Origin of the sequence: Pseudomonas sp. R3.Fl, from assembly GCF_023516765.1 — a bacterium.
GTDB lineage: Bacteria > Pseudomonadota > Gammaproteobacteria > Pseudomonadales > Pseudomonadaceae > Pseudomonas > Pseudomonas citronellolis.
Genome location: NZ_JAMGSO010000001.1, coordinates 7037090 through 7062308 on the forward strand (window position 1 = coordinate 7037090; position 25219 = coordinate 7062308).

The 25219-nt window shown below is 67.8% G+C and carries 21 protein-coding genes; 17 read left to right on the forward strand and 4 right to left on the reverse strand.

Going from position 1 to position 25219, the window contains the following annotated elements; translation table 11 throughout:
* Nucleotide 1: 1 nt before the first annotated feature.
* Complete coding sequence (locus tag M8R19_RS31085) at nucleotides 2–1330, reverse strand: MFS transporter (protein ID WP_249919892.1); 1329 nt, start codon at nucleotides 1328–1330, stop codon at nucleotides 2–4.
* Between the two features lie 145 nt (nucleotides 1331–1475).
* Nucleotides 1476–2795 (reverse strand): NAD(P)/FAD-dependent oxidoreductase, encoded by a 1320-nt coding sequence (locus M8R19_RS31090; protein WP_249919893.1) that lies wholly within the window; start codon nucleotides 2793–2795, stop codon nucleotides 1476–1478.
* A 709-nt stretch (nucleotides 2796–3504) separates the two neighbouring features.
* On the opposite strand from M8R19_RS31090, the gene souR reads away from it, so the two are divergent.
* Nucleotides 3505–4533, forward strand: coding sequence for a transcriptional regulator SouR (gene souR / locus M8R19_RS31095; protein ID WP_249919894.1), 1029 nt, complete (start codon nucleotides 3505–3507; stop codon nucleotides 4531–4533).
* 14 nt (nucleotides 4534–4547) lie between these two features.
* Here the strand turns inward: souR and M8R19_RS31100 are convergent, their stop codons facing one another.
* Nucleotides 4548–5498, reverse strand: coding sequence for a LysR substrate-binding domain-containing protein (locus M8R19_RS31100; RefSeq protein WP_249919895.1), 951 nt, complete (start codon nucleotides 5496–5498; stop codon nucleotides 4548–4550).
* Nucleotides 5499–5740: 242 nt separating this feature from the next.
* On the opposite strand from M8R19_RS31100, the gene M8R19_RS31105 reads away from it, so the two are divergent.
* The 6 genes from M8R19_RS31105 to M8R19_RS31130 all read left to right on the forward strand — a co-directional run bounded on the left by M8R19_RS31105 (nucleotide 5741) and on the right by M8R19_RS31130 (nucleotide 14066).
* On the forward strand, nucleotides 5741–6952 hold the full coding sequence (locus M8R19_RS31105) for an aromatic ring-hydroxylating oxygenase subunit alpha (protein WP_249919896.1): 1212 nt from the start codon (nucleotides 5741–5743) through the stop codon (nucleotides 6950–6952).
* A gap of 97 nt (nucleotides 6953–7049) precedes the next feature.
* The gene (locus M8R19_RS31110) at nucleotides 7050–7958 is read left to right on the forward strand and encodes a DMT family transporter (protein WP_249919897.1); all 909 of its coding nucleotides are present in this window, start codon (nucleotides 7050–7052) and stop codon (nucleotides 7956–7958) included.
* A 1426-nt stretch (nucleotides 7959–9384) separates the two neighbouring features.
* On the forward strand, nucleotides 9385–10551 hold the full coding sequence (locus M8R19_RS31115; RefSeq protein ID WP_074984474.1) for a quaternary amine ABC transporter ATP-binding protein: 1167 nt from the start codon (nucleotides 9385–9387) through the stop codon (nucleotides 10549–10551).
* Between the two features lie 53 nt (nucleotides 10552–10604).
* Complete coding sequence (gene proW, locus M8R19_RS31120) at nucleotides 10605–11552, forward strand: glycine betaine/L-proline ABC transporter permease ProW (RefSeq protein WP_069865375.1); 948 nt, start codon at nucleotides 10605–10607, stop codon at nucleotides 11550–11552.
* A 124-nt stretch (nucleotides 11553–11676) separates the two neighbouring features.
* Nucleotides 11677–12648: a glycine betaine/L-proline ABC transporter substrate-binding protein ProX gene (gene proX / locus M8R19_RS31125; RefSeq protein WP_444439593.1), complete on the forward strand. Its 972-nt coding sequence runs from the start codon at nucleotides 11677–11679 to the stop codon at nucleotides 12646–12648.
* 68 nt (nucleotides 12649–12716) lie between these two features.
* A complete protein-coding gene (locus M8R19_RS31130; RefSeq protein ID WP_249919899.1) occupies nucleotides 12717–14066 on the forward strand; it encodes an MmgE/PrpD family protein in 1350 nt (449 codons plus the stop codon).
* 84 nt (nucleotides 14067–14150) lie between these two features.
* Here M8R19_RS31130 and M8R19_RS31135 read toward each other — a convergent pair whose 3' ends face one another.
* Nucleotides 14151–15089, reverse strand: a complete 939-nt coding sequence (locus tag M8R19_RS31135) for a LysR substrate-binding domain-containing protein (protein WP_009620124.1) — start codon at nucleotides 15087–15089, stop codon at nucleotides 14151–14153.
* Nucleotides 15090–15287: 198 nt separating this feature from the next.
* Between M8R19_RS31135 and M8R19_RS31140 the strand changes: the two genes are divergently transcribed.
* From M8R19_RS31140 to M8R19_RS31185, 10 genes are all read left to right on the forward strand, one after another.
* Entirely contained in the window at nucleotides 15288–16055 is a 768-nt protein-coding gene (locus tag M8R19_RS31140; protein ID WP_074984485.1) for an SDR family NAD(P)-dependent oxidoreductase, read from the forward strand.
* A gap of 10 nt (nucleotides 16056–16065) precedes the next feature.
* Nucleotides 16066–16824 carry an SDR family NAD(P)-dependent oxidoreductase gene (locus tag M8R19_RS31145; RefSeq protein ID WP_249919900.1) on the forward strand — a complete coding sequence of 253 codons (759 nt, stop codon included), beginning with the start codon at nucleotides 16066–16068 and terminating at the stop codon, nucleotides 16822–16824.
* A 143-nt stretch (nucleotides 16825–16967) separates the two neighbouring features.
* Nucleotides 16968–17978, forward strand: a complete 1011-nt coding sequence (locus M8R19_RS31150; RefSeq protein ID WP_249919901.1) for a GlxA family transcriptional regulator — start codon at nucleotides 16968–16970, stop codon at nucleotides 17976–17978.
* Between the two features lie 237 nt (nucleotides 17979–18215).
* The gene (locus M8R19_RS31155; protein WP_043312719.1) at nucleotides 18216–19358 is read left to right on the forward strand and encodes an aromatic ring-hydroxylating oxygenase subunit alpha; all 1143 of its coding nucleotides are present in this window, start codon (nucleotides 18216–18218) and stop codon (nucleotides 19356–19358) included.
* Entirely contained in the window at nucleotides 19355–20110 is a 756-nt protein-coding gene (locus tag M8R19_RS31160) for an SDR family NAD(P)-dependent oxidoreductase (protein ID WP_249919902.1), read from the forward strand. The genes M8R19_RS31155 and M8R19_RS31160 overlap by 4 nt, the downstream gene beginning before the upstream one ends.
* An 8-nt stretch (nucleotides 20111–20118) precedes the next feature.
* Nucleotides 20119–21048: a 3,5-dioxohexanoate:acetyl-CoA acetone transferase gene (gene kce / locus M8R19_RS31165; RefSeq protein ID WP_249919903.1), complete on the forward strand. Its 930-nt coding sequence runs from the start codon at nucleotides 20119–20121 to the stop codon at nucleotides 21046–21048.
* 14 nt (nucleotides 21049–21062) lie between these two features.
* The gene (locus tag M8R19_RS31170; protein WP_249919904.1) at nucleotides 21063–22484 is read left to right on the forward strand and encodes an aminobutyraldehyde dehydrogenase; all 1422 of its coding nucleotides are present in this window, start codon (nucleotides 21063–21065) and stop codon (nucleotides 22482–22484) included.
* Nucleotides 22485–22489: 5 nt separating this feature from the next.
* On the forward strand, nucleotides 22490–23239 hold the full coding sequence (locus M8R19_RS31175) for an SDR family NAD(P)-dependent oxidoreductase (protein WP_249919905.1): 750 nt from the start codon (nucleotides 22490–22492) through the stop codon (nucleotides 23237–23239).
* The gene (locus M8R19_RS31180; protein ID WP_249919906.1) at nucleotides 23239–24174 is read left to right on the forward strand and encodes a 3-hydroxyacyl-CoA dehydrogenase NAD-binding domain-containing protein; all 936 of its coding nucleotides are present in this window, start codon (nucleotides 23239–23241) and stop codon (nucleotides 24172–24174) included. The genes M8R19_RS31175 and M8R19_RS31180 overlap by 1 nt, the downstream gene beginning before the upstream one ends.
* Nucleotides 24175–24253: 79 nt before the next feature.
* Nucleotides 24254–25207 (forward strand): PDR/VanB family oxidoreductase, encoded by a 954-nt coding sequence (locus M8R19_RS31185; protein WP_249919907.1) that lies wholly within the window; start codon nucleotides 24254–24256, stop codon nucleotides 25205–25207.
* Nucleotides 25208–25219 lie beyond the last annotated feature (12 nt).

The following is a 25219-nucleotide window of genomic DNA, read 5'->3' on the forward strand; positions in this document are numbered from 1 at the left end:
ATCAGGTGAGCGAGGCCGCCTGCTGCAGGTTGAGCGAGCGGGTTTCCGGGGCCAGCGCCCAGGCGAACAGCAGGCCGACCAGGGTGACGATGGCGGCTGCGTACATGGTCTGGGCGATGCCCAGGCTGTCCAGGGACAGGGGGACGAGGTAGGTGCCGACGGCGGCGCCGACCCGCGACAGCGAGGTGCCCACGCCGACCGCGCAGGCGCGGATCTCGGTGGGGAACAGCTCGTTCGGGTAGACCAGCTGCAGCACCTGGGCGCCGCCGATGAACAGGGCGTAGGCGCCGAACAGCGCGAGGATCACGGCTTCGGAGGAAGCGTGGAAGGCGCCGAGGCCGAGCAGCGCCAGGCCGGACCAGAGGAAGCTGTAGATCAGCATGCTGCGCCGGCCGATGACGTTGATCAGGCGGGTGGCGATGATGCAGCCCACCACGAACAGCAGGGTGATGGTTTCCGAGCCGAAGGCGGCCCAGTCACCCTGGAGGTTCAGCGCCAGCAGCACCTTGGGCGCGAAGGCGTAGACGGCGAACACCGGGATCACCGAGCAGGTCCAGAAGATGCTGACGAACAGCATGCGTTTGCCGTAGCCGGAGTGCAGCAGGTTCCACATCGAGAGCTTCTTCTGCCTGGGCTGCTCGGGCAGGTTCTGCAGCGAGAAGCGCGGCCCGTAGACGCTCTTGATGACCTGCTCGGCCTCGGCTGCACGGCCCTTGTCCAGCAGCCAGCGCGGCGATTCGGGGGTGCCCAGGCGGACCAGGAACAGGGCCGCGCCTATCACCGAGGCGCTGGCCAGCACCAGGCGCCAGGCGTCGTCGCCGCCGTGCCTGAGCAGGGCGTTGCCGACCATGTAGGCCAGCGCGGCGCCGGCGAACCAGAGGATGGTCAGGGTCGCCAGGCGCGGGCCGCGGTGCTTCTTCGGCAGGAACTCCACCAGCAGGGAGGTGGCGACGGGGTATTCGATGCCCACTCCGATGCCGATGAGCAGGCGCAGCAGGAACAGCGCCAGGGCCGACTCCACCCAGTACTGCGCCAGCGAACTGAGGATGAACAGCACCGGGCCGACGAAGAAGATGCGCTTGCGCCCGAAGTGGTCGGTCAGCCAGCCGCCGATGAAGCCGCCGAAGAAAATGCCGATCAGCGCCGCCGCGGCGATCATGCCCTGCCAGAGGGTGCTCAGGCCCAGGGCGGCGGTCATCTGCACCATGGATACGCCGATGATGCTGAGCACGTAGCCGTCGACGAAGGAGCCGCCGCCGGAGCGGATCGTCAGCAGCTGGTGAAAGCGGTTGATGGGCACGTCTTCGATGGATGGAGTCGTAATTGTCATTGTTTTCCTCGTTTCAGGTTTCCGGCAGCCGAAGGCTGCTTCGGCCGGCGGATGCGCATCGCTGCGGCTTCAGGTCTGCACGCCGGGAATCGTGTCGTGCGGCCAATCTCGGCCGGAGGTTCCCTGGCAAATGACCGGTGGGGGCTCAGCTTTCCTTGCCGGCGCGGTATTGCCCCCATTTCAGGTTCAGATTGACTCCCGCGGAGAGGAACGGCTGCGGCGGGTTGCCGTTGGGGCCCGGCGAGTTCAGCAGGAAGTCGATGAGCTCGCTGCGCTCGCCGGCCAGCCAGTCGGCCAGCAGCTTGCCGGTGACCGTGCCACGGGTAACGCCCAGGCCGTTGCAGCACAGCGCGCCATAGACGTTGGCGGCCAGTTGCCCGAAGTAGCCCGAATGGTTGCGCGACAGGGCCAGCGCGCCGCCCCAGGTGTATTCGAAATCGACCTCGGGCAGCATCGGGAAACGGCTGGCGAAGGAGGCCTGGTGGCGGTTGACGAAGCGCTCCAGGTACTTGGTATTGCTGCGCCCGTCCGGGTTGAAGCTGAAGCTGTTGCGGATCAGCAGGCGGTTGTCGGGCGTGCGGCGCACGGTGGTGCCGAACGGGTCCGCCGGGATCACGCCCCAGTAGGGCTTGCCGCCGAGGCGCGCCTGCTCCTCGGCGGTCAGCGGGCGGGTGATGCTGGCGTAGGTGAAGATCGGCAGCATCTTGCCGCGCAGGAAGCCGAAGCTCATGCCGAAGGCGTTGTTGGTGAGCACCAGGCGGTCGGCGATGAAGCTGCCGCGGGCATGCCGGAGGACGACCTTGTCGCCGTACTCCACCTCGGTGATGGGGGTGTTCTCGTACAGGCTGACATTCGCCGGCAGGCTGTCCGCCAGGCCCTTGACCAGGGCGGAGGGCTGGATGAGCACGGTGCCGGGGGTGAACAGCGCCTTGCGGTAGAAGTGCGTGCCGATGTGCCCGGGCAGCGCGTCGGCCTCGATCATCTCGTAGGCCTGGCCGAGCCGGTCCAGGCCGCGGCGATAGGCTTCCAGCACGGCGATGCCGCGGTCCTCGATGGCCGCCTGGTATTTGCCGCAGGCCTTCATCTGGCAATCGATGCCGTGCCGCTCCACCTGGTTGCGCAGCAGGTCCTGGCCCATCAGGTTGAGCTTGAGGCTGGTCCTGGCGATGTCGATGTCGCCGATGTAGTCGTCGGCGCCGATGTCGTGGGGCAGGTCGATGGCGAAGCCGGCATTGCGCCCGGAGGTGCCGAAGCCCACTTCCTGGGCCTCGACCAGGACGATTTCCTCATGGGGGAAATGCAGCGCCAGCTGGCGCGCCGCGGCCAGCCCGGTGAAGCCTGCTCCGACGATCACCCAAGGCGCCGAAGTCCGGCCGGTATGCGTGGGCCTGGGTTGTCTGGCCTTGCTCAGGTGGTACCAGCCACAGCTTTTGTCATCGGCAGGTAAATGGGTGATCTTCGTCATTTCAGGGGCCTGTTCTATTTATTTCAGCCAATAGCTATCCGTTACGTGGAGTGAGTCACTTCACGCGAGAAAACCGGAGTCGGGGAATTACCCGAGTTTCAATGTTCCGCTGCGACCTCGGTGCCGGCGTCTGCGCGACGCTTCGAGGTGCGCTTTGAAGAGGTCCGCAGTGGCTTGCGGGTCGTGTCGTTGGGTGGTGTCGATCATCCGCTCGTGCGGGGCGCGGGCAGGACCTCTTGCCCGTCGCCGGCGATCCCTGCCGTTCGTGGAATGACTATAGGGAGCGCGCCGACGGGGTGTCTAATTACATTTTCTGGGATCAATTCATACGCATACAGCGGGTTTCGGGCGCCGAAGAGGCGCCGGCGAGTGCCCCTGGCGCCTCTGTCGGCCGGGCATTTTCCAGTTGGAAATCACTGGGTTTTCTGCGCCGGTACAGGTATTTCCACTGCCGGGGCGAGGGTTGCAGCCAGCTATGACGCGAGGGGGATCGGCGAGCGCCGAGGCCGCTTGCGGGCCGGCCATGACCGGGGTCGAGGGTTTGCGCAGGCCCGCGGGCTGCGTGGGGGAGTGGTCGGAGGCAGAGCGCCTGTATAACATTTGCCTGCGGACGGTATACAGAACAGCCCTCGCCGCGCCGCCCTGCCAGGCCCGCCGCGAGGCTGATGACGCCGCAACTGCCCACAAGAACTCATAGAGGCTGCCATCGGTGGAAAGACGACAATTCAGCGAAGCCATGCAAGGCAAGAATCTCCGCTTCATGGCCGAGAAGAAGGCCGACCCGCAGCGTCAGCGACGCGTGGGCTTCGTCCTGCTGGAGCACTTTTCACTGCCGGCCTTCACCCAGGCGCTGGACACGCTGGTCACCGCCAACCTGATCCGCGAGGGCGCCTTCTCGACGCACACCTTCAGCCTGGACGGCGAGCCGGTGACCAGCGACCTGGGCCTGGTCATCTGCCCCTCCGCCGCCCTGGAGAGCCGCCACCTGGACCTGGACCTGCTGGTGGTCTGTGGCGGCCTGCGCACGCCGCTGCGCGAGTTGCCCTCGCTCAACCGCCTGCTGCAGCTCGCCGACGACCGGGGCGTGGACCTGGCCGGCCTGTGGAACGGCGCCTGGTTCCTCGGCAAGGCGGGGCTGCTGGACTGCCACAAATGCGCGGTGCACCCGGAAAACCGCGCCGCCCTCGCCGAGGTGGCGAGGAACAGCGTGGTGACCGCCGAGAGCTACATCGTCGATGGCAACCGCCTGACCGCGGGGAGCCCGGCCGGCGCCTTCAACATGGTGCTGGAATGGATCAACCGCCTGTATGGCCGCGAGCTGGTCGACGGCGTGGTGGACATCCTGGCCTTCGAGGAATCCCGCTACCGGCGGACCCGCCCGGCGTTGCACGAGAAGATGTCGCAACCGCTGCGCGACGTGCTCAACCTGATGAGCGCGAACATCGAGGAGCCGCTGAGCACCGACCAGCTGTCACAGTGCGTGGGCCGCTCCAAGCGCCAGCTCGAACGCCTGTTCCAGGAGCAGCTGGGCACCTCGCCGGTGCGCTACTACCTGGAGCTGCGCATCACCGAGAGCCGCCGCCTGCTGCAGCACTCGGACCTGTCCCTGGTGGAGGCGGCGCTGGCCTGCGGCTTCGTTTCGCCGAGCCACTTCAGCAAGTGCTACACCTCGTTCTTTGGCTACCCGCCGTCGAAGGAAATCCGCCACGGCTGCGTGCGTTCCGCCAGGGCGAAGTAGCCGGGCGGCGCCGCTCAGAACTGCGCCATGAGCCAGTCGCGCAGGCGGCGGCAGGCGTCGTCGTCTTCCTTGTCCTCGTTGAAGGTCAGGTAGTGCTGGCTGTCGTGCAGCACCACTTCCTGCTCCACGGGGCGCACCAGTGAACCGTTGGCCACCAGGTGCCCCACCAGGTGGTTCCAGCCCAGCGCCACGCCCTGGTGGCTCAAGACCATCTGCACCAGCAGGTTGTAGTCGTTGGCGTTGAAGAAGTGCGGGCGCTTGCCCGGGCCGTTGTCCAGGTCGATGTTCTGGAAGGCCATCCATACGCTCCAGTCGACGTGCTCGGCCACCTGCGAGCGGCCGTAGGGGCTGAGGTTGAGCAGCACGCCTTGGCACAGGCCTTCCAGGCTGGCGATCTCCGGGTGCCGGGCGAGGTAGGCCGGGCTGCACACCGGGTAGATGACGTCGTGGACCAGCGGGTAGCTGCGGTAGCCCTCGCGGATCTTCGCCATCTTGGTGACGAAGATGTCGGGCCGCGTCCCCGGCTCCATGGAGAGGAAGTTCTGCGTGGTGATCAGGTTCAGCTCCACGTCCGGGTTGGCCTCGAAGAAGCCCGGCAGGCGATGGGCGAGCCAGAGCGCCGAGAAGGCCGGCGAGCAGCAGAGGGTGACGATCGACTTGGACGTGCTGTTGTGGCGGATGCGTTCGGCCGCCTGGGAGATGTTGACGAAGGACAGCTGCACGGCGTCGAAGAAGATCGAGCCGGCCGGGGTCAGCTCCACCGCGCGGCCCACGCGCTTGAACAGGTCGGCGCCCAGGTAGGTTTCCAGCTCGCGGATCTGCCGGCTGATCGCCGCCTGGGTGACGCACAGCGCCTCGGCCGCACGGGTGAAGTTCTGGTACTTGGCCGCGGCCACGAAGGACTTCACCGCGCGCAGCGACGGCATCTTGATCAGCGTCTGATCGGGTTCGGTGTGTTTGACCATAACTTCAGGTAATCAAGACCTTGGAGAAAATGTCGGTTCTTTCGCGTCCGCCCCGGTCCTAGACTGCCGCAAATGCTGTGATCGCGGCGGGCTGGCAGGCTCCGTGGATGGAGGTTAGCCGAAGCGCCCGACGACAGAAAGCCTCCGCGCCGCAGGGCCCCTGCGCCAGCGCCGGACGCCGTCGCCAGCCGATCCACGCATGCACCGATCCAAACCGCGCCTGCTCTGGAGTGCATACAACAATGGATAAGAAAGCCGCTGTGCTCGACCTGATTCGCCAACGCAAGGCCCGCCACGCGCTGCCCCGCGCCGTCTATAGCGACCCCGAGGTGTACCGCCAGGACCTGGAGCAGCTCTGGCACAAGGAGTGGATCTTCGCCGGCCACACCTTCGAGCTGGAGAAGCCGGGCCAGTACCTGACGCTGCAGATCGGCGACTATCCCGTCGCCGTGGTGCGCGGCGGCGACGGCCAGGTCCGGGCGTTCCACAACGCCTGTCGGCACCGTGGTTCCAAGGTGTGCACGGAGAACAGCGGCAAGGTGGCCAAGCTGGTCTGCCCCTACCACAAATGGGTGTTCGACCTGGACGGCAAGCTGCTGTTCGCCGGCAACATGGGCCCGGAATTCAACCCGGCCGACTATGGCCTGAAGCTGGCGCACTGCGAGGTGGTGAACACCTACATCTACGTGTGCGTCGCCGAGACCGCGCCGGACTTCTCGCGCTTCCGCGACGCGGTCTCGCCCTTCATCGGGCCGCACAACCTGGAAGACTGCAAGGTCGCCTTCGAATCCAACCTGGTCGAGCGCGGCAACTGGAAGCTGGTGTTCGAGAACAACCGCGAGTGCTACCACTGCGACGGCACTCACCCGGAGCTGCTCAACTCCTTCGTCGAGAACCTCTCCGTGGCCGGCGTGGGCGGCGAAGAAGACCCCGAGCTGAGCGCCCACTGGGAGCGCTGCGAGGCCGCTGGCCTGCCCAGCCGCCTGGTGATGGACGAGGCGGGGCAGTTCCGCATGACGCGCATCCCGCTCTCGGCCGGCGCCGTGAGCTACACCATGGACGGCAAGCCGGCGGTGGCGCGGCGCCTGGACAGGAGCGGCGAGCCGAACATCGGCGCGCTGCTGTACTTCAACTACCCCTCCACTTGGAACCACTTCCTCGGCGACCACGCCCTGAGCTTCCGCGTGCTGCCCCAGGGCCCTAACGAGACCCTGGTGACCACCAAGTGGCTGGTGCCCAAGGATGCCCAGGAAGGCATCGACTACGACATGGAGCGCCTGACCCGCGTGTGGATCGCCACCAACGACCAGGACCGGCGCCTGGTCGAGGGCGCGCAGGCGGGGGTGAACTCGCCGGCCTACGAGCCCGGCCCGTACTCCTCGATCGCCGAGAACGGCGTCTGCCAGTTCGTGGACTGGTACTGCACCGAGATGACCAGTCGTTTGGCCGACTGATTCCTTTCCCGTTCGCTGCGGACAGGCCCCGCTTCACCCTTTGGTGAAGCGGGGCTTTTTCGAATGCCCAGTCGATCTGATACCCAGGGAGCAGGTCATGCGGACCCCGCGTTTTCTTCCCGGAATGAGCGCTCATTCCCGAGGCTTTCTTCTCGTTCTGCTGGCCGCGTTCTGCTATGGCCTGCAACCGTTGTTCGCCAGCTTCGCCTATGCCGGCGGCGCCAACCCGATCGGCCTGCTGCTGGCGCGCTTCTCCATCGCTGCCGCGGTGCTGCTGGCGCTGCTGTACCGGCAGCGCATCGGCTTGCCGAGCCTGCGCCTGGTCCGGCAGAACCTGTTGCTGGGCGTGGGCTACGGCCTGGCGGCGCTGGGCTACTACAGCGCCAGCCGGGCCAGCTCGGTGAGCCTGGCGATCATCCTTGTCTACAGCTTTCCGGCCTTCGTCACCCTGGTTTCCATCGCCTGGCTGGGGGAACGCACCAGCCTGCCGAAGCTGTTCAGCCTGTTGCTGGCGCTGGGCGGGGTGGCGCTGGCTACGGGGCTGAGCCTGGCTGGCGCTTCCATCGGCGCGCTGTGGGCACTGTTCGCGGCGATGGCCTACGGAGCGGCGGTCATCTACGGCACACACCGCGTTCGCCATGAGCACCCGCTGGCCTCGGCGGCCATCGTCCTGCTGGGCTGCGCCGCCACCTTCGCCGTCGCCGCGCTGTTCCAGCACGCCGCCTTCCCGGTGGGTGGCCAGGCGTGGCTGGCAACCCTGGGGCTGGCGGTCTTCGCCACGCTGATACCTGTCGCCGCGTTCCTTGCCGGGGCGCCGGCGATCGGTCCTTCGGCGGCGGCCACGCTGTCCACCGTCGAGCCCCTGGTGGCGGTGGCGATCGCCGTACTGCTGATGGGCGAGCGGCTGACCCTGTCGATGCTCGTCGGCGGCTGCATGGTGCTGCTGGCCGCCGTCGCCCTGGCCCGCCCGGACCCCGCGGAAACGCCGCTGGCGCCCGTGACTTAGGAACGTAGGGCGTATAACCGTTCGCGGTCATACGCCGTTGGCCGTGCCGCCGGGGGTGTCCGGCGTGGCCGGTGAATCCGATCGCGGACGGAGTCCGCTCCTACGACCGAGCTTGCCTGGGGGCCATGCACCAGGGCTTGAGAGCGCCCTCTCCCCAACCCTCTCCCGCAAGCGGGAGAGGGAGCTGTCCTGAGTGGCGCTGGAGTCTGGCGCCATCCTTCCACCTCCTCATTCCCGCGAACGCGGGAACGTAGGGCGTATAACCGTTCGCGGTTATACGCCGTCGGCCGTGCTGCCGGGGGTGTCTGGTGTGGCCGGTGAATCCAATCGCGGACGGAGTCCGCTCCTACGGCTGAGCTTGCCTGGGGGCCATGCACCAGGGCTTGAGAGCGCCCTCACCCCAACCCTCTCCCGCAAGCGGGAGAGGGAGCTGTCCTGAGTGGCGCTGGAGTCTGGCGCCATCCTTCCACCTCGTCGGCCAGTGCGCCGATGTCATCATGACTGTAGGAGCGAGCTTGCTCGCGAACGGGGTTTGCCGGTGGCGTAGGTGCTGGGTTCAAGAGCGCCCTCACCCCAGCCCTCTCCCGGAGGGAGAGGGGGCCGTTCGGAGTGGCCGGGAAGTCCAGAGTCATCCTGATACTCCTTACCCCCCTCGTCATTCCCGCGGACGCGGGAACCCAGTGGCTGCGGGGTTCGCGAGCAAGCTCGCTCCTACGAAAAGCAAAAGCACGCCCGCTCTTGCTCTGGCGTTTGGACTTCCAGAGAAACATCCGCGCACTCCGGAACGCCCCTTCAGAAGGCCGAGCGAAACCGGCGCTCAGGAGGTCATGCGACATGGATGTCGCGAGAGCCCCGCGGGCTACAGGGACGTACCCTCGGGGCGGGCCTCCGTGGCGGGGGAATTCGTGAGGGTAGCCCGGCTTTATCGGGCCCGTATGTCGGGGCAAGCCTTTTTGGTTCCTTTTGTGGCGTTTGACAAAAGGGACTCGCCCGAAGGGGCGAAACAAAAAATCTCCGCAGACTCGGTGCGGCGCAAACACACCCAAACAAGAAGGCAGCTGGGTTCCCGCATTCGCAGGAATGACGGGGTTGAAGGATGCTGCCTAACCACCAAGCCGCTCAACCATGTAGGACGCATAACGCCCCAGACCCCCGTGGCACAGGGCACAGACCCGGATCAATAACATCAAGTTATGGTTTTGAGCGAACAAATGTCGTTGGACGCTCGACAGGCGGAACCCTAATTTGAAGACACGCCGCCGTCGCCTTCGACGGCCGCTGAAAGCCTTGCAGGAGCTTCTGCAGAACGGAAGGGCCGCCTCGCCAGTGGCGGCCGTGATTCTTCCGGCGGTACCGGTGCTACGAGGCCGCAAGGTCCCCCGCAGCAAGACCTTGGCCACAAGAATAAGCATAAGGTGAGGAACGTATGAGTCAGACCGACGATATCCTTTCGGTACGCAACATCTTCAAGGTCTTCGGGCCGCGCCCGAACGAAGCGATGGAGATGCTGCGCAAGGGCGCTGACAAGAACGAGATATTCCGCAAGTCCGGGCATGTCGTCGGGGTGTTCGATGCCAGCTTCTCGGTCAAGCGTGGCGAAATCTTCGTCATCATGGGCCTGTCCGGCTCCGGCAAGTCCACCATGGTGCGCCTGTTCAACCGGCTGATCGAGCCCACCTCCGGCAGCATCCACCTCAACGGCCGCGAGATCACCGGGCTGTCGGACAAGGCCCTGCTCGACGTGCGGCGCAAGGAAATGGGCATGGTGTTCCAGTCCTTCGCGCTGATGCCGCACATGAGCGTGCTGGAGAACACCGCCTTCGGCCTGGAGATCGCCGGGGTAGGGGAGCAGGAACGCCACAGCCGGGCCCGCGAGGCGCTGCGCCAGGTGGGCCTGGAAGGGCACGAGCACAGCTACCCGCACCAACTCTCCGGCGGCATGCAGCAGCGCGTTGGCCTGGCCCGGGCGCTGGCCAACGACCCCACTATCCTGCTCATGGACGAAGCCTTCTCGGCGCTCGACCCGCTGATCCGCAACGAGATGCAGGGCGAGCTGATGCGCCTGCAGGCCGAGCAGCAGCGCACCATCATCTTCATCTCCCACGACATCGAGGAAGCCATCCGCATCGGCCACCGCATCGCGATCATGGAAGGCGGCCGGGTGGTGCAGATCGGCACCCCCCAGGAGCTGCTGAACCAGCCCGCCAACGACTACGTGCGGACCTTCTTCAAGGGCTTCGACAGCTCGCGGGTGCTCAAGGCCGGCGACGTCGCCGAGCTCGACCAGGCGGTGCTCTGCCGCCTCAACGGCAAGGGGCCGCAACCCAACGCCGGCGTGCCGTACAGCTACCTGGTCAACGAGCGCAACCAGCTGATGGGCGTCATGGGCGCCGAAGCCGGCGCCGCCGGCGAGGCGGGCGCGGGGCACTACACCCTGCACGAGCGGCACCCGGTCTACATCGACACGCCGCTGCACGACGTGCTCGACATCGTCGCCGAGCTGCCCTACCCGGTGCCGGTTCTGGATCGCAGCGGCGCGCTGCACGGCACCATCTCCAAGAACCAGCTGTTGCAGACCCTCAGCCGGCACTGAGCGCAGCCTTGCGCAACAGCCGTCCTCGTCATTCCTAGAAGCAGGTAGCGAGCATGTCCGAGTCCAGTTTCCTCGATCCCTTCCAGAACGCGGTCATTCCGCTGGGCGATTGGGTCGAAACCAGCCTGAATTTCCTGGTACGCAATTTCCGCGATGTCTTCCACGCCATTCGCTGGCCCATCGACCACGTACTCAACGGTTTCGAGTACGTGCTGCAGAGCGTTCCGCCGACGATCGCCATCGTGCTGGCGGCGCTGTTCGGCTGGCAGCTCGCCGGGCCGCGCATGGGCGCGCTGTGCGCCGTCACCCTGACCTTGCTGGGGCTGATCGGCGTGTGGTCCGAGTCGATGACCACGCTTTCGCTGGTGCTGACCTCCGTGCTCTTCTGCGCCGTGATCGGCATCCCGCTGGGCATCCTCTCCGCCCGCAGCGACCGCATCGAGCGCATCGTGCGCCCGCTGCTCGACGCCATGCAGACGCTGCCGGCGTTCGTCTACCTGGTGCCGGTGGTGATGCTGTTCGGCATCGGCAACGTGCCGGGCGTGCTGGTCACCATCGTGTTCGCCGTGCCGCCGCTGGTGCGCCTGACCAACCTGGGCATCCGCCAGGTGCCCGAGGACAAGATCGAGGCGGCCCGCGCCTTCGGCTGCACGCCGCGGCAGATGCTGATGCGCGTCCAGCTGCCGCTGGCCACGCCGACCATCATGGCCGGGGTGAACCAGACGCTGATGCTGTCGCTGTCGATGGTGGTGATCGCCTCGATGATCTCCGTCGGCGGGCTCGGCCAGATGGTCCTGCGCGGCATCGGCCGCCTGGACATGGGCCTGGCCACGGTCGGCGGCGTCGGCCTGGTGCTGCTGGCGATCTTCCTCGACCGCCTGACCCAGGCCATGGGCGAGCGCACCCGCTCCGACCCGAGCCGCCGCTGGTACCACAGCGGCCCGGTGGGCCTGCTGCTGCGCCTGTTCGGCAGCCAGCCGGCGCCGCACAAGGCGGCCTGAACGAGCCGCCACTGCTTTGCATTCATTCTGCCGACCCAACGAAAAGAACAAGAGGTATACAGCGATGCATTTCGAGACGTTCAAGAACAAGCTTGTGCACTGTGCCGCGGCCATCACCCTGAGCATGGTGTCGCTGTACGGGATGGCCGCCTCGGCGGACAAGCCGGGGGAGGGGGTGAAGGTCACGCCGATCTTCCCGCCGATCGCCGAGGAGCGCTTCCGCGGCGAGCTGGCCATGGCCGGCCTGCGCGAGCTGGGCTACGACGTGCAGGAGCCGAAGGAAACCGAATACGCGGCGATGATGGTGGCGCTGTCCTATGGCGATGCGGACTTCACCGTGCACTTCTGGGACAAGCTGCACGACGCCTTCTACCAGAAGGTCGACGGGCCGCACACGCTGGTCAAGGCCGGCGACGTGATCCCCGGCGTGCTGCAGGGCTACCTGATCGACAAGAAGACCGCCGAGCAGTACCACATCCGCTACATCACCGACCTGAAGAAACCGGAGATCGCCAAGCTGTTCGACACCGATGGCGACGGCAAGGCCAACCTGACCGGCTGCAACCCGGGCTGGGGCTGCGAACTGGTGATCTCCCACCACATGAAGGCCTATGACCTGGAGAACAGCGTCAACGTCAACCAGGGCTCCTACTTCGCCCTGATGGCCGACACCATCGCCCGCTACAAGCAGGGCCAGCCGATCCTCTACTTCACCTGGGTGCCGCAGTGGATCGCCGGCGTGCTGGTGGAAGGCCGCGACGTGGTCTGGCTGGAGGTGCCCAAGACCGACCTGCCCGACGGCAACAACGACGTGAACACCACCTACCAGGGCAAGAACCTGGGCTTCGCCATCGACAAGGTGGAGGCGTTGCTGAACAAGGACTTCGCCGACAAGAACCCGGTCGCGCTCAAGTTCCTTTCGCAGCTGCAGATCAGCGCCGACGACGAAAGCCAGCAGAACCTGCGCATGCAGAAGGGCGAGAACAAGCCGGCCGACGTCCGCCGCCACGCCCAGGAATGGATCGCCGCCCACCGCCAGCAGTGGGACGGCTGGCTGCAGGCCTCGCGCGCGGTCGCCAGCCAGGCCAAGCAGTGACGCCAGCGGGTGCCCGCCGCCGGGCACCCGTTCCTCCGATTCCCGATCCCCGTCTGTGGAGCCTCCACATGTCGCTTTATTCGTTCGTCCGTGAATTCCGCTTCGAGCAGGCGCCCGCGCACACCCGCGAACTCATGCAGACCTGCCTGCTGGACATCCTCGGCGTCGCCGCCGGCGCTCGCGACAACGCCACCAGCCAGGCGCTGCGCCGTTATGCCTTGAACCATTACCCGGCGGGCGTGCTTTCCAGCCGCCTGCTGTTCGACGGCCGCGCGGTGCACCCGCTGGGCGCGGCCTGGGCCGGCGGCTTCTGCGTCGACAGCCTGGATGCCCACGAAGGCCACTTCACCTCCAAGGGCCACGCCGGCGCCACCGTGGTGCCGGCGCTGCTGGCCCTGGTGGACGCCTGCCGCCAGCAGGGCCGGAGCATCAGCGGCGCGGAACTGCTCAGCGCCCTGACCATCGGCTACGAAACCGCCCTGCGCGCCGGCGCCGCGCTCATGGCCACGGCGCCGCAATACCACGCCTCGGGCGCGTTCTCCGGCATCGGTGTGGTGTGCGGCGGCGCGCGCCTGCTGGGCTTCGACGAACAGCAGTTCCGCCACGCCCTGGGCATTGCCGAATACTTCGGCCCGCGCTGCCCGATGATGCGCCTGGTGGACCACCCCTCCATGCTGCGGGACGCCCACGGCGCCGGCGCTTTCGCCGGCCTCAACGCGCTGCTGCTGGCCGAGGCCGGCGTCACCGGGGCCCCGGCCGAGACGGTCGAATTCGACGAGGTCGCCGGCCACTGGCGCGACCTGGGCCAGCGCTGGGAGATCGACGCCCAGTACTTCAAGCCCTGGCCGGTGTGCCGCTGGGCCCAGCCGGCGCTGACCGCGCTGACCGCGCTGATGGCCGAGCACCCGCAGATCCGCGGCGAGAACATCGAGCGCATCAAGGTGCAGACCTTCCACGAATCCATGCGTTTGCAGGGGCACACGCCGGCCAACGCCGACGAGGCGCAGTACGCCCTGGCCTTCCCGCTGGCGGCCCTGGCCGTGCGTGGCCAGGTGGGGCCGCTGGAGGTGACCGGGGATGCGGTGCACGCCTCGGACATCCTGGCCGTCAGCCAGCGCGTCGACATCGTCGAAAGCGACGAGCTTTCCGCGCGCTTCCCCAACGAGATCCTTTCGCGGGTCTCGGTGTCGCTCAAGGACGGCCAGGTGTTCACCAGCCCGGTGACCGCGGCCAAGGGCGACCCCGACACCGCCATGAGCCGCGAAGAGTTCCGCGCCAAGTTCGACCTGCTGGCCGGCATCACCCTGGACGAGGCCTTCCGGCAGGAGATCGCCGGGGCGATCGCGGCGCTGCCTACCAGCGCCGATTGCGAAGGCTTGTTCGGGCTGCTGTTCGAGGCGGCCGGGCAGGGCGCCTGAGCCCCGCGGCCGGATGGCCATCGTCTGTAGCGATGGCCTTCACCGCAGCGGTCGCCGCCTTGCCCAGCGCCAGGCGGCGCCCTGCTACGGGGCCGGGTTTCTCAGCGCCTGGGTCTGCGCCAGCAGCCACTCGCGGAGCATGCGGATGCCCGTCGAGCCGGCCAGGTCGCGGCGGCAGACGAAGTAATGCTTCCTGTCGTCGGCGAAGTAGGTTTCCTGAAGGGGGCGCACCAGCCTGCCGCTGTCCAGCTGCGGCTGGACCAGGTGGCGCCAGGCCAGGCCGACGCCGACCTCCTGGTGCACCGCGTCCATGAGCATGGAGAAGTGGCTGAAGTTCATGGCCTCCCGGCTTCCGGAAACGTCCAGGCCGAACTGCCGCAACCAGAACGCCCAGTCGATGGGCGCCCACAGCCTGGCCTTCCAGTGGCTCGCGCTGAGGTTGAGCAGGGTGGCGTCCAGTAGCCCGGGCAATGTCGCGACCTGGGGATGCTGTTCGAGAAAGCCCGGGGTGCAGACCGGGAACACCTCCTCGGAAAACAGGTACTCGGCCACGTAGCGCGGATGCTCCTCCAGCCCCAGGGTCACCGCCGCCGTGAAGTTCTCCTGGTAGTCGGGGTTGCCTTCGGTGCTGATCAGGTGCAGCTGCAGTTCGGGATATTGCGCGCGTAGCTGCTTCAGCCGCGGCATCAGCCACAGCTGGGCGAAGGCCGTGGTGGTGATCAGGGCGAGATGATCCTGGCCGTTGCGCCGCAACAGGTCGCTGGAGGCATTGGCGATGTGGTGCAGGGCCGACGACGCGGCCAGGTACAACGCATGCCCGTCGTCGGTCAGCTCGACCTTGCGGTTGCCGCGCAGGAACAGCTTGAGCCCGTAGAAGTCCTCCAGCACCTGGATCTGGCGGCTGACCGCCGCCTGGGTCACGTAGAGCTCTTCCGCCGCCATCTTGAAACTGCCGTGGCGGGCGGCGGCCTCGAAAGTCCGCAGCGCATTCAGTGGCGGCAGCGAATGCCGGAGGTTGCTCATGGGGGCTCACCCGCTATGGAAAGACGCCTGGTCAGTTAAGCAAAACTCAAGCGTGCAGGGCAGTACTTTATAGATTTTCTCCAATGCCCAAGCGTTTCGATTAACCAAAAGTTAATCGAATGCAGCGAAGAAGTCGTTTGTCGCCGGCCCCCGGCCTGCCGATCATCGGCCTCACACATCCCACTGAGGTGCAAGGCCATGCGATTCGAAAACAGGATTGTCGTGATTACCGGTGGCGCCGGCGGCGTGGGCCAGGCGCTGGTACGGCTGTTCGCCGCCGAAGGGGCCCGGCTGATGATCTCGGACATCAACGCCGAGGGCTGCCAGGCCATGGTCGACGAGGCGCGCGCCCTGGGCGCAGAGGCCGAGTGCCTGGCCGGCAACCTGCGCGAGAAGGAGTACTGCGAGGCGATAATCGCCCGGGCGGTAGAGCGCTTCGGCGGCGTCGACATCCTGCTCAACAATGCCGGCATCATTCCCCGCGGCACGGTCGAGGAAACCACCGACGACATGTGGTTCACGGCGATGGACGTCAACCTGAACGCCGTGTTCTTCCTCTGCCGCGCGGCGATACCGCACATGAAGCGCCGCGGCGGCGGCGCCATCGTCAACACCTCGTCGGTCTGGGGCGTCTACCCCGGCCCCGGGCACGTCGCCTACTGCACCAGCAAGGGCGCGGTGGCCGCGCTGACCAAGAACCTGGGCCGGGACGCCGCGCCCTTCGGCATCCGCGTCAATGCCGTGTGCCCGCACGAGATCAACACGCCGATGATCCGCAGCGGCTTCGAACGCCGTGGCCTGGACCCGCAAAAGGCCATCGAGGAGCTGAACAGGACCGTGCCGCTGGGCCGCATCGCCGAGCCGGAGGACATCGCCGACGTGATCGCCTTCCTGGCCTCGGACCAGGCGCGCTACATTGCCGCGGAAACGCTCGAAGTCACCGGCGCCAAACCGGTTTCGGGCTGAGGAGGCCAGCATGCTGCTCAATGACAAGGTAGCCGTCGTGACCGGCGGCGGACGCGGCATCGGCCGCGGGATCAGCGAGAAACTGCTCGAGGCCGGCGCCCGCGTGCTGGTCGCCCAGCGCCAGCCGCTGGATGAAGACCTGGGCGCGAACCCGCGGGTGGCATGGTGCGAGGCCGACCTGGGCGAGCGCGAGGCGCCCTATGCCATCGCCCGCGCCGTCGAGGCGCATTTCGGCGGCGCCGACATCCTGGTCAACAATGCCGGCTTCATGTTCGAGAAGTCCCTCGACGACATGCACGAGGACGACTGGGACCGCATGATGGCCGTCAACCTGCGCGCCCCGGTGTTCCTGGCCAAGGCGCTGCTGCCGCAGATGCGCCGGCGCGGCGGCGGCAGCATCGTCAACATCGGCTCCATCGAAGGCATCGGCGCCAACCCCTGGCATACCGCCTACTGCGGCTCCAAGGCCGGCGTGCATGGCTTCACCCGGGCCATGGCCGTCGACCTGGGGCGCGACGGCATCCGTTGCAACGCCATCGCCCCGGGGTGGATCAACTCGGAGCTGAGCGATGCCTACATCGACGCCCAGCCGCAACCCGAGCTGGCCCGCGCCGGCCTGCTGAAGCTGCACCCGGTGGGCCGCACCGGCGAGCCCGAGGACATCGGCGGCGTCGCTGTGTTCCTGGCCAGCGACGCGGCGGCCTTCATCACCGGCCAGGTGCTAGTCGTGGACGGCGGCCGCACGGCCAAGCTGCCGCTGCCTTTCTGAGGCGCGAGCGGCGCCGGGAAGCCCACCTTGGCGGTGGGCTTTTTTCATGGCGTCGTGCGGGGGCGTTTCGAGCGCGCGGGCCCCGGCGATCTGTGCTATTTCTCCCCGGCAGTCCCGCCCTCCGGGCCGCCACGGAGACCCCCATGCCCGCCGAAGCCGCCGCGCCGTTCTCGATCCTCGTCCTGGTGTTCCCGCACTACAACCTGGCGGCCACCACGGCCTTCATCGACCCGTTCCGCGCCGCCAACTACCTGAGCGGCCATACCCATTTCCACTGGGAAGTGGTGTCGATGAACGGCGGGCCGGTGGTGGCGAGCAATGCCATGAGCACTGACACCCGGGCGCTGGCCGAGGTGCAGGGCGTGCCCGACCTGGTGATGCTGTCTTCCAGCTGGAACCCGGAGACGCTGCACGGCCCGGCGCTGAGCGCGGCGCTGCGACTGTGGGCGAGGGAAGGGGTGGTGCTCGGCGCGCTGGACACCGGCGTCTACCTGCTGGCCGAGGCCGGGCTGCTCAACGGCAAGCGCGCCACCGGGCACTACGAGCACATCGATTCGCTGAAGGAACTGTACCCGGAAGTGGATATCTGCGAAGACATGCTGGTGATGGACGGCAAGCGCATCACCTGCTGCGGCGGCGCCGCGTCCACCGACTGCGCGCTGCACGTCATCCGTTCGCTGCACGGCGACACCCTGGCCAACGAGACCGCGCGCTACCTGTTCCATGAGCGTCTGCGCCCCCTGGGCACGCAGCAGAACCCGGAGACGCCGCAGCCGCTGGGCAACACCGTGCCGGACCTGGTCAAGCAGGCCATCCGCATCATGGAGCAGAACCTGGAGGAGGCCGTGCCGATCCCGGACATCTGCGAGCGCATCGGCATCTCCCAGCGCCAGCTCGACCGCCTGTTCAACCAGATCGTGCAGAAGAGCCCGGCGTTGTACTACCGCGACATCCGCCTGGACCGCGCGCGCTGCCTGGTGACCCAGACCGACATGTCGCTGATGGAGATCGCCGTGGCCTCGGGCTTCGCCAACCAGTCGCACTTCAGCCGCATCTACCGCGAGCGCTTCGGCCTGACGCCGCGCCGCGACCGCCTCGACGGCCGCATTCCCTTCGAGTTCCGGGCCTGGCCGATGCACCAGGTCACGCCCTGACGCCTTTTCCCCAAAGCCACTGCTGACACCCTGCAACCCGCCCCGCACGGGCGGCGGGAGCCTGCGCGCCCAGCCCAGGGCGGTCGCAAACGAGACGCTCATATCCAAAAGCGACCATGGCCAAAAACGAAAAAAACGCGGCGAATCCTGCACATTTTGCCCGCCCCGCGACGACCACTATCGGCCCCGAGACAAGAACACAAACCCAGGAATTTCCTGTACCGGAAGGCCGCTGATATGTCTGAAGTCATCTCCAAAGTACAACTCCAGAACATCGCCCGGGGCTACCACCCGGACCCGCTGATCTCCCAGTCGCTGCGCGCGGACGCCTACGTCGACCCGCAATGGTTCCGCCTGGACCAGCAGCAGATCATCGCCAAGTCCTGGCAATGGGTCTGCCACGTGGAAAAGGTCCGCGAGCCGGGCACCTACACCACCGCGGAAATCGCCGGCAACCCCATCGCCGTGGTGCGCGACCACGACGGCAAGCTGCGCGCCTTCTACAACGTCTGCAAGCACCGCGCGCACCCGGTGCTCAGCGGCGAGGGCAAGGTCAACCGCATCATCTGCCCCTACCACTCCTGGTGCTACGGCCTGGACGGCCAGCTCAGCGGCGCGCCCCACGTCGGCGGCCTGAAGGAGTTCGACAAGGGCGAGATCCACCTCAGCCCCGTGCAGGTCGAGGAGTTCTGCGGCTTCATCTTCGTCAACCTCGACCCCGCCGCGCGGCCGCTGCGCGAGCAGTCCGGCGAGTTGCAGGAGGAAATCCTGCACTGGGCGCCGGACATCGCCAACCTGACCTTCGGCCACCGCCTGACCTACGCCATCAAGTCCAACTGGAAGAACGTCGTCGACAACTTCCTGGAGTGCTACCACTGCCCGACGGCGCACAAGGACTTCTGCACCCTGGTGGACATGAGCACTTACAAGGTGCGCACCCACGGCATCTATTCCAGCCACATGGCCGAGGCCGGCCAGGGCCAGAACAGCGCCTACGACACCTCCCAGGCCAAGGTGCGCACCCACGCGGTGTGGTGGCTGTGGCCCAACACCTGCCTGATGCGCTACCCGGGGCGCAGCTCGATGATTGTGCTGCACATCATCCCGGCCGGCCCCGACCTGACCTACGAGACCTACGACTTCTTCCTCGAAACGCCCGAGGCGAACGAGATGGAGAAGGAAGCCATCCGCTACCTCGACGAAGTGCTGCAGGTGGAGGACATCGCCCTGGTGGAGAACGTCCAGCGCGGCATGCGCACGCCGGCCTTCGAGCAGGGGCGCATCGTCACCGACCCCAACGGCTCGGGCAAGTCCGAGCACGCGCTGCACCACTTCCATGGCCTGGTGCTGGGCGCGTATGAGCAGGGAGTCGAGGCATGAGCGGCGCGCTGCAAGGGAAGGTCGCCTTCGTCACCGGCGGCCTGGGCGGGATCGGCCGCGCCATCTGCGCGCGCTTCGTCAGGGAGGGCGCCACGGTGTTCGCCGCCGACCTGAAGGAGTCCGCGGCCGTGCCGGGCACGACCTTCGTCCCGCTCGACGTCAGCTCGCAGGAGAGCGTGCGCCAGGCCATGGCGACGGTGCAGGCGCGGGCCGGCAAGCTCGACGTCCTGGTCAACGCCGCCGGCATCGAGATCGAGAAGACCATCGAGCAGACCAGCCTGGAAGACTGGAACCGCATCTTCGCGGTGAACGTCACCGGCACCTTCCTGGTCTCGAAATTCGCCCTGCCGCTGCTGCGCGACAGCGGCTCGGCGAGCATCGTCAACTTCGGCTCCTACGACGGCTTCATCGCCGACCCGGGCCTGGCCGCCTACTGCGCCACCAAGGGCGCGGTGCATGCGCTGACCCGCGCCATGGCCTGCGACCACGGCCCCGAGGGCATCCGCGTCAACGCCGTCTGCCCCGGCTACGTGGACACGCCGATGCTGCGCAGCTTCTTCCGCGACCACGGCGACATCCAGAGCCTGGAAGCGGCCGTGCGCGACGTGCACCCGCTGCGCCGCTACGGCACCCCGGAGGACGTCGCCAACCTGGTGAACTGGCTCGCCGGCGACGAAGCCCGCTACGCCTCCGGGCAGTTGTGGGTGCTCGATGGCGGGCTGACCGCACAAGTCCAACAAATGAAACTGTGAGAGCGACCATGCCCAAGTCCGTCATCATCACCTGCGCCACCACCGGCGGCGTGCACACGCCGACCATGTCCGAATACCTGCCGATCACCCCGGACGAGATCGCCCGCTCATCCATCGAGGCGGCCGAGGCGGGCGCCTCGATCATCCACCTGCATGCCCGCCATCCCGAGACCGGCAAGCCCGACCCGCGCCCCGAGCTGTTCCGCGACTTCATGGGGCAGATCAAGGGCGCCAGCGACGCGGTGCTCAACGTCTCCACCGGCGGCGGCCTGGGCATGAGCCGCGAGGAGCGCCTGCGCGCCGCGGTGAGCCTGAGCCCGGAAATGGCCTCGCTGAACGTCGGCTCGATGAACTTCGGCATCTTCCCGATGAAGGCCAGATACCCGAGCTGGAAACACGACTGGGAACCGGCCTTCCTCGACAGCACCCGCGACTTCATCTTCCGCAACACCTTCGCCGACATCGAGTACATCGTGAAGGAGTTGGGCGAGGGCCACGGCACGCGCTTCGAGTTCGAGTGCTATGACCTGGGCCACCTCTACAACCTGGCCTGGGTCATCGACCAGGGCTGGATCAAGCCGCCGTTCTTCGTGCAGATGGTGTTCGGCGTGCTGGGCGGCGTCGGCGCCGACCTGGACAACCTGATGCACATGCACAGCGTCGCCCAGAAGCTGTTCGGCAAGGACTACGAGTGGTCGGTGCTGGCCGCCGGCAAGAACCAGATGCACTTCGCCACCCAGGCCGCGCTGCTGGGCGGCAACCTGCGCGTCGGCCTGGAAGACAGCCTGTACATAGCGCCGGGCGAGAAGGCCAAAAGCAACGCCGAGCAGGTGCGCAAGATCCGTTCGATCGTCGAAAGCCTCGGCCTCAAGGTCGCCACGCCGGCCGAAGCCCGCGCGCGCCTGGGGCTCAAGGGCGGCGACAAGGTCGAGTTCTGAGAGGGGAGAAGCTCATGCAGACCCGAATGCTGATCGACGGCGAACTGGTGGCGGGCGAGGGCGAGGCCCTGGCGGTGATCGACCCCGCCAGCGGCGAGCGCATCGCCCAGGTCCACGAGGCCAGTCCGCAACAGGTGGACGCCGCCGCCCGCGCGGCGGAGGAAGCCTTCCACCGTTACGGCCGCAGCACGCCCGCCGAACGCTCCGCCCTGTTGCTGGACATCGCCGACGTCATCGAGGCCCACGCGCCGGAGCTGGCCGCGCTGGAAAGCGCCAACGTCGGCAAGCCCTGGCCGTCGGCGCTGGACGACGAGCTGCCGCTGACCCTCGACAGCTTCCGCTTCTTCGCCGGTGCGGCGCGCACCCTGGCGGGCGTCGCCGCCGGTGAATACGTGGCGGAACACACCAGCCTGATCCGCCGCGACCCGCTGGGCCCGGTGGCGGCCATCGCGCCCTGGAACTACCCGCTGATGATGGCCGCCTGGAAGCTGGCCGCGCCGCTGGCGGCCGGCTGCACGGTGGTGCTCAAGCCCTCGGAGCTGACACCGCTGTCGACCCTGCGCCTGGCCGAGCTGCTGCAGGACGTGGTGCCCAAGGGCGTGGTCAACGTGATCAACGGAAGAGGAGCGAGCATCGGTGATCGTCTTATCAATGCTGCTGGGATGGAAGGCGTCAGCATCACCGGATCGCCCGCCACCGGCGCCGCGGCCATGCGCGCGGCGGCGCAGCAACTGCGCCAGGTGCATCTGGAACTGGGTGGCAAGGCGCCGGTGATCGTCTACGCCGATGCCGACGTCGACAAGCTGGTCGCCACCCTGCGCGGCACCGCGTTCTTCAACGCCGGCCAGGATTGCGCGCAACCCTGCCGCCTGCTGGTGGCCGACGCGGTCTACGAGCGGGTCGTCGCCGCACTGGCCGACGCGGTGGGCTCGATACGCACCGGCGGCCCGCGCGAGGCGGGCACCGAGATGGGCCCGCTGATCAGCCAGGCGCACCGCCAGCGCGTGGCCGGCCTCGTCGAGCGCGCCCGCGGGCGCGCCGAAGTGGTGGCCGGCGGCTTCGCCGAGGAGCGTCCCGGCTTCTTCTACCGCCCCACGGTGGTGGCCAACGTCGACAACGATGCGGAGATCGCCACCTGTGAAATCTTCGGGCCGGTGGTCACGGTGTCGCGCTTCGGCGCCGGGGACGATCCGATAGCCATCGCCAACGCCGGCCGCTACGGCCTGGCGTCCTCGGTGTGGACGCGGGACAGCGCGCGGGCCATGGCCGCCACCAGCCGCCTGCGCTACGGCTTCACCTGGGTGAACACCCACGGCGTGGCCACGCCGGAAATGCCCTGGGCGGCCATGAAGGGCTCGGGGCACGGCTGCGACATGTCGGTGTTCGCCCTCGAAGCCTACACCGCCGTCCGCCACGTCATGTTCGCGCACGGGTGAAGGCCATGGACAAGGACATCGTGATAGTGACGGGCGGCGGGCGCGGCATCGGCCGGGCCATCGTCGACCGGTTCCTCGCCCAGGGCGCGCAGGTCGCGACCTGCGGCCGGGGAGAGCGACCGGCCGACCTGGATGAAGCGGTGCTGTGGGTGCAGGCCGACGTCTCCCGTAGCGTCGATGCCGGGCGCGTGGTGGAACTCACCCTCGAACACTTCGGCGCGCCCACCGTGCTGGTCAACAACGCCGGCGTGCAGGTGGAGAAGACCCTCGACGTAACCACCGACGAGGACTGGGAGCAGGTCATGGGCATCAACGCCAAGGGCACCTTCAATCTCTGCCGCGCCGTGTTGCCGGTCATGGCGGAGCGGGGCGGCAGCATCGTCAACCTCGGCTCGATCTCCGGGCTGAACGCCGATCCGTCCATGGCCCTGTACAACGCCTCCAAGGCCTTCGTGCATGGCCTGACGCGCTCCATCGCCATCGACCACGGCCCGCGCGTGCGCTGTAACGCGGTGTGCCCGGGCTGGATCATGACGGCCATGGCCGAGGACGGTTTCGCCCAGGCCCGCGACCCCGGGAAAGCCAAGGCCGACGCCCTGGCCCGGCACCCCGCCGGGCGCTTCGGCCGGCCCCGGGACGTTGCCGGGCTGGTGGCCTGGCTCGCCAGTGAACAGGCCGGCTTCGTCACCGGCCAGTGCTATGTCATCGACGGCGGCCTGACCGCCGCCTCTCCACTCCAACCGAGGTTCTTCTGATGCGTGAATTCCAGAATGTGGCGGTATTGGGCGCCGGTGTCATCGGTGCCAGCTGGGCGGCGTTGTTCCTGGCCTCCGGCCGTGACGTGGCGGTCTTCGACCCTGCCGAGGGGATGGAGGACGACGTGCGCGAGTACGTGAAGAACGCCTGGCCCACCCTGGTGGAACTGGGGCTGGTGAAGGAGGACGCGCCGGGCGAGCTGAGCTTCCACCGCAACGCCGCCGACGCGGTGAAGCACGCCGATTTCATCCAGGAGAGCGTGCCCGAGCGCATTCGGATCAAGCATGCGCTCTATGCCGAAATCGAACCGCTGCTGAAGGCCGGCGCCATAGTCGCGTCGTCCGCCTCGGGCCTGCCGCTGAGCGAGATGCAGGCTGGCTGGCGGGACCCGTCGCGCTTCGTCCTCGGCCACCCGTTCAACCCGCCGCACCTGATCCCGCTGGTGGAGGTCATGGGCAACCAGCGCACCGCGCAGGATGCGGTGGAGGGCGCGGAGCGCTTCTACGAGCAGGTCGGCAAGGTGACCATCCGCGTCCACCGCGAAGTCCCCGGCCACGTCGCCAACCGCCTGCAGGCCGCGCTCTGGCGCGAGGCGATCCACCTGGTGAAGATCGGCGCGGCCAGCGTCGAGGACGTCGACACCGCCGTGTGGGCCGGGCCCGGCCTGCGCTGGGCGGCCATGGGGCCGACACTGCTGTTCCACCTGGGCGGCGGGCCCGGCGGCCTGGAGTCCTTCTGCCAGAAGTACGCCGAGAGCTTCCACCGCTGGTGGGACGACCTGGGCGACCCGCGGCTGGATGCCGAAACCGCGGCGCTGCTGGTCCAGGGCGTGGCCGCCGAGTCCGCCGACGGTACCCAGGCGGAGCTTTCCCGGGCCCGCGACGAGCTGATCACCGCGATGCTCAAGACCACCGCGAACCTGCGGCGCAAATAAGCCGTCGAGGTCGTTCGCAGGCTGGCGGGGAGCAAGCGCTCCGCCAGCCGTAGTCCCCGATCCAGGAGCAGAGGTCATCATGTCGGTCCAACGTCTGACACTGCGGGTGGCGGAGATCGCCAGCGCCGCCCGGGACGCGCTGGTCATCGAACTGCGCGATCCCGCCGGCGGCGAGCTGCCGGCCTTCACCCCCGGCGCGCACATCGAACTGCACCTGCCCGGCGGCCTGGTGCGCCAGTATTCGCTATGCGGCGACGCCCGGCAGCGCGACGCCTACCGCGTCGGCGTCGGCCTGGCGCCGGCCAGCCGCGGCGGTTCGCGCTACATCCACCAGCAGTTGCGCGTCGGCGACCTGCTCAGCGTCACGCCGCCGCGCAACCACTTCCCGCTGTTCGAGGACGCCTCCGAGTTGGTCTTCTTCGCCGGCGGCATCGGTATCACGCCGATCCTCTCGATGATCCACTGGTGCGAGGCGAACCGGCGCCCCTGGCGGCTGTTCTACCTGGTGCGCAGCCGCGAGCGCGCGGCCTTCCTCGACCAGCTCGCGGCCTACGGCAGCCGGGTGACCCTGCATGCCGACGAAGAGGCCGGCGGGCTGTTCGACATCGCCGGCAACCTGGCCCGCCTGCCGGCGCGGGCGCACCTCTACACCTGCGGCCCCACGCCCCTGATGCTGGCGGTGGAGGCGGCGGCCAGGGCCTTCCCCGCCGAGCAGGTGCACTTCGAATGGTTCACGCCTCGGCAGGTGGAGAAGGCCGGGGCCGACGCGCCCTTCACCCTCAAGCTCGCGCGCAGCGGCAAGTGCCTGGAGGTGCCGGCCGGGCAGAGCATCCTGCAGGTGCTGGAGGCCAACGGCGTCTGCGTCGAGAACTCCTGCCGCGAGGGCACCTGCGGCTCCTGCGAGACCCGGGTGCTGGCCGGCATCCCCGACCACCGCGACAGCGTGCTGAGCGAGGCGGAGCGCAAGGCCAACCGCACCCTGATGGTCTGCGTGTCCCGGGCGCTTTCCGCGACCCTGGAACTGGACCTGTAAGCCAACTCCCCC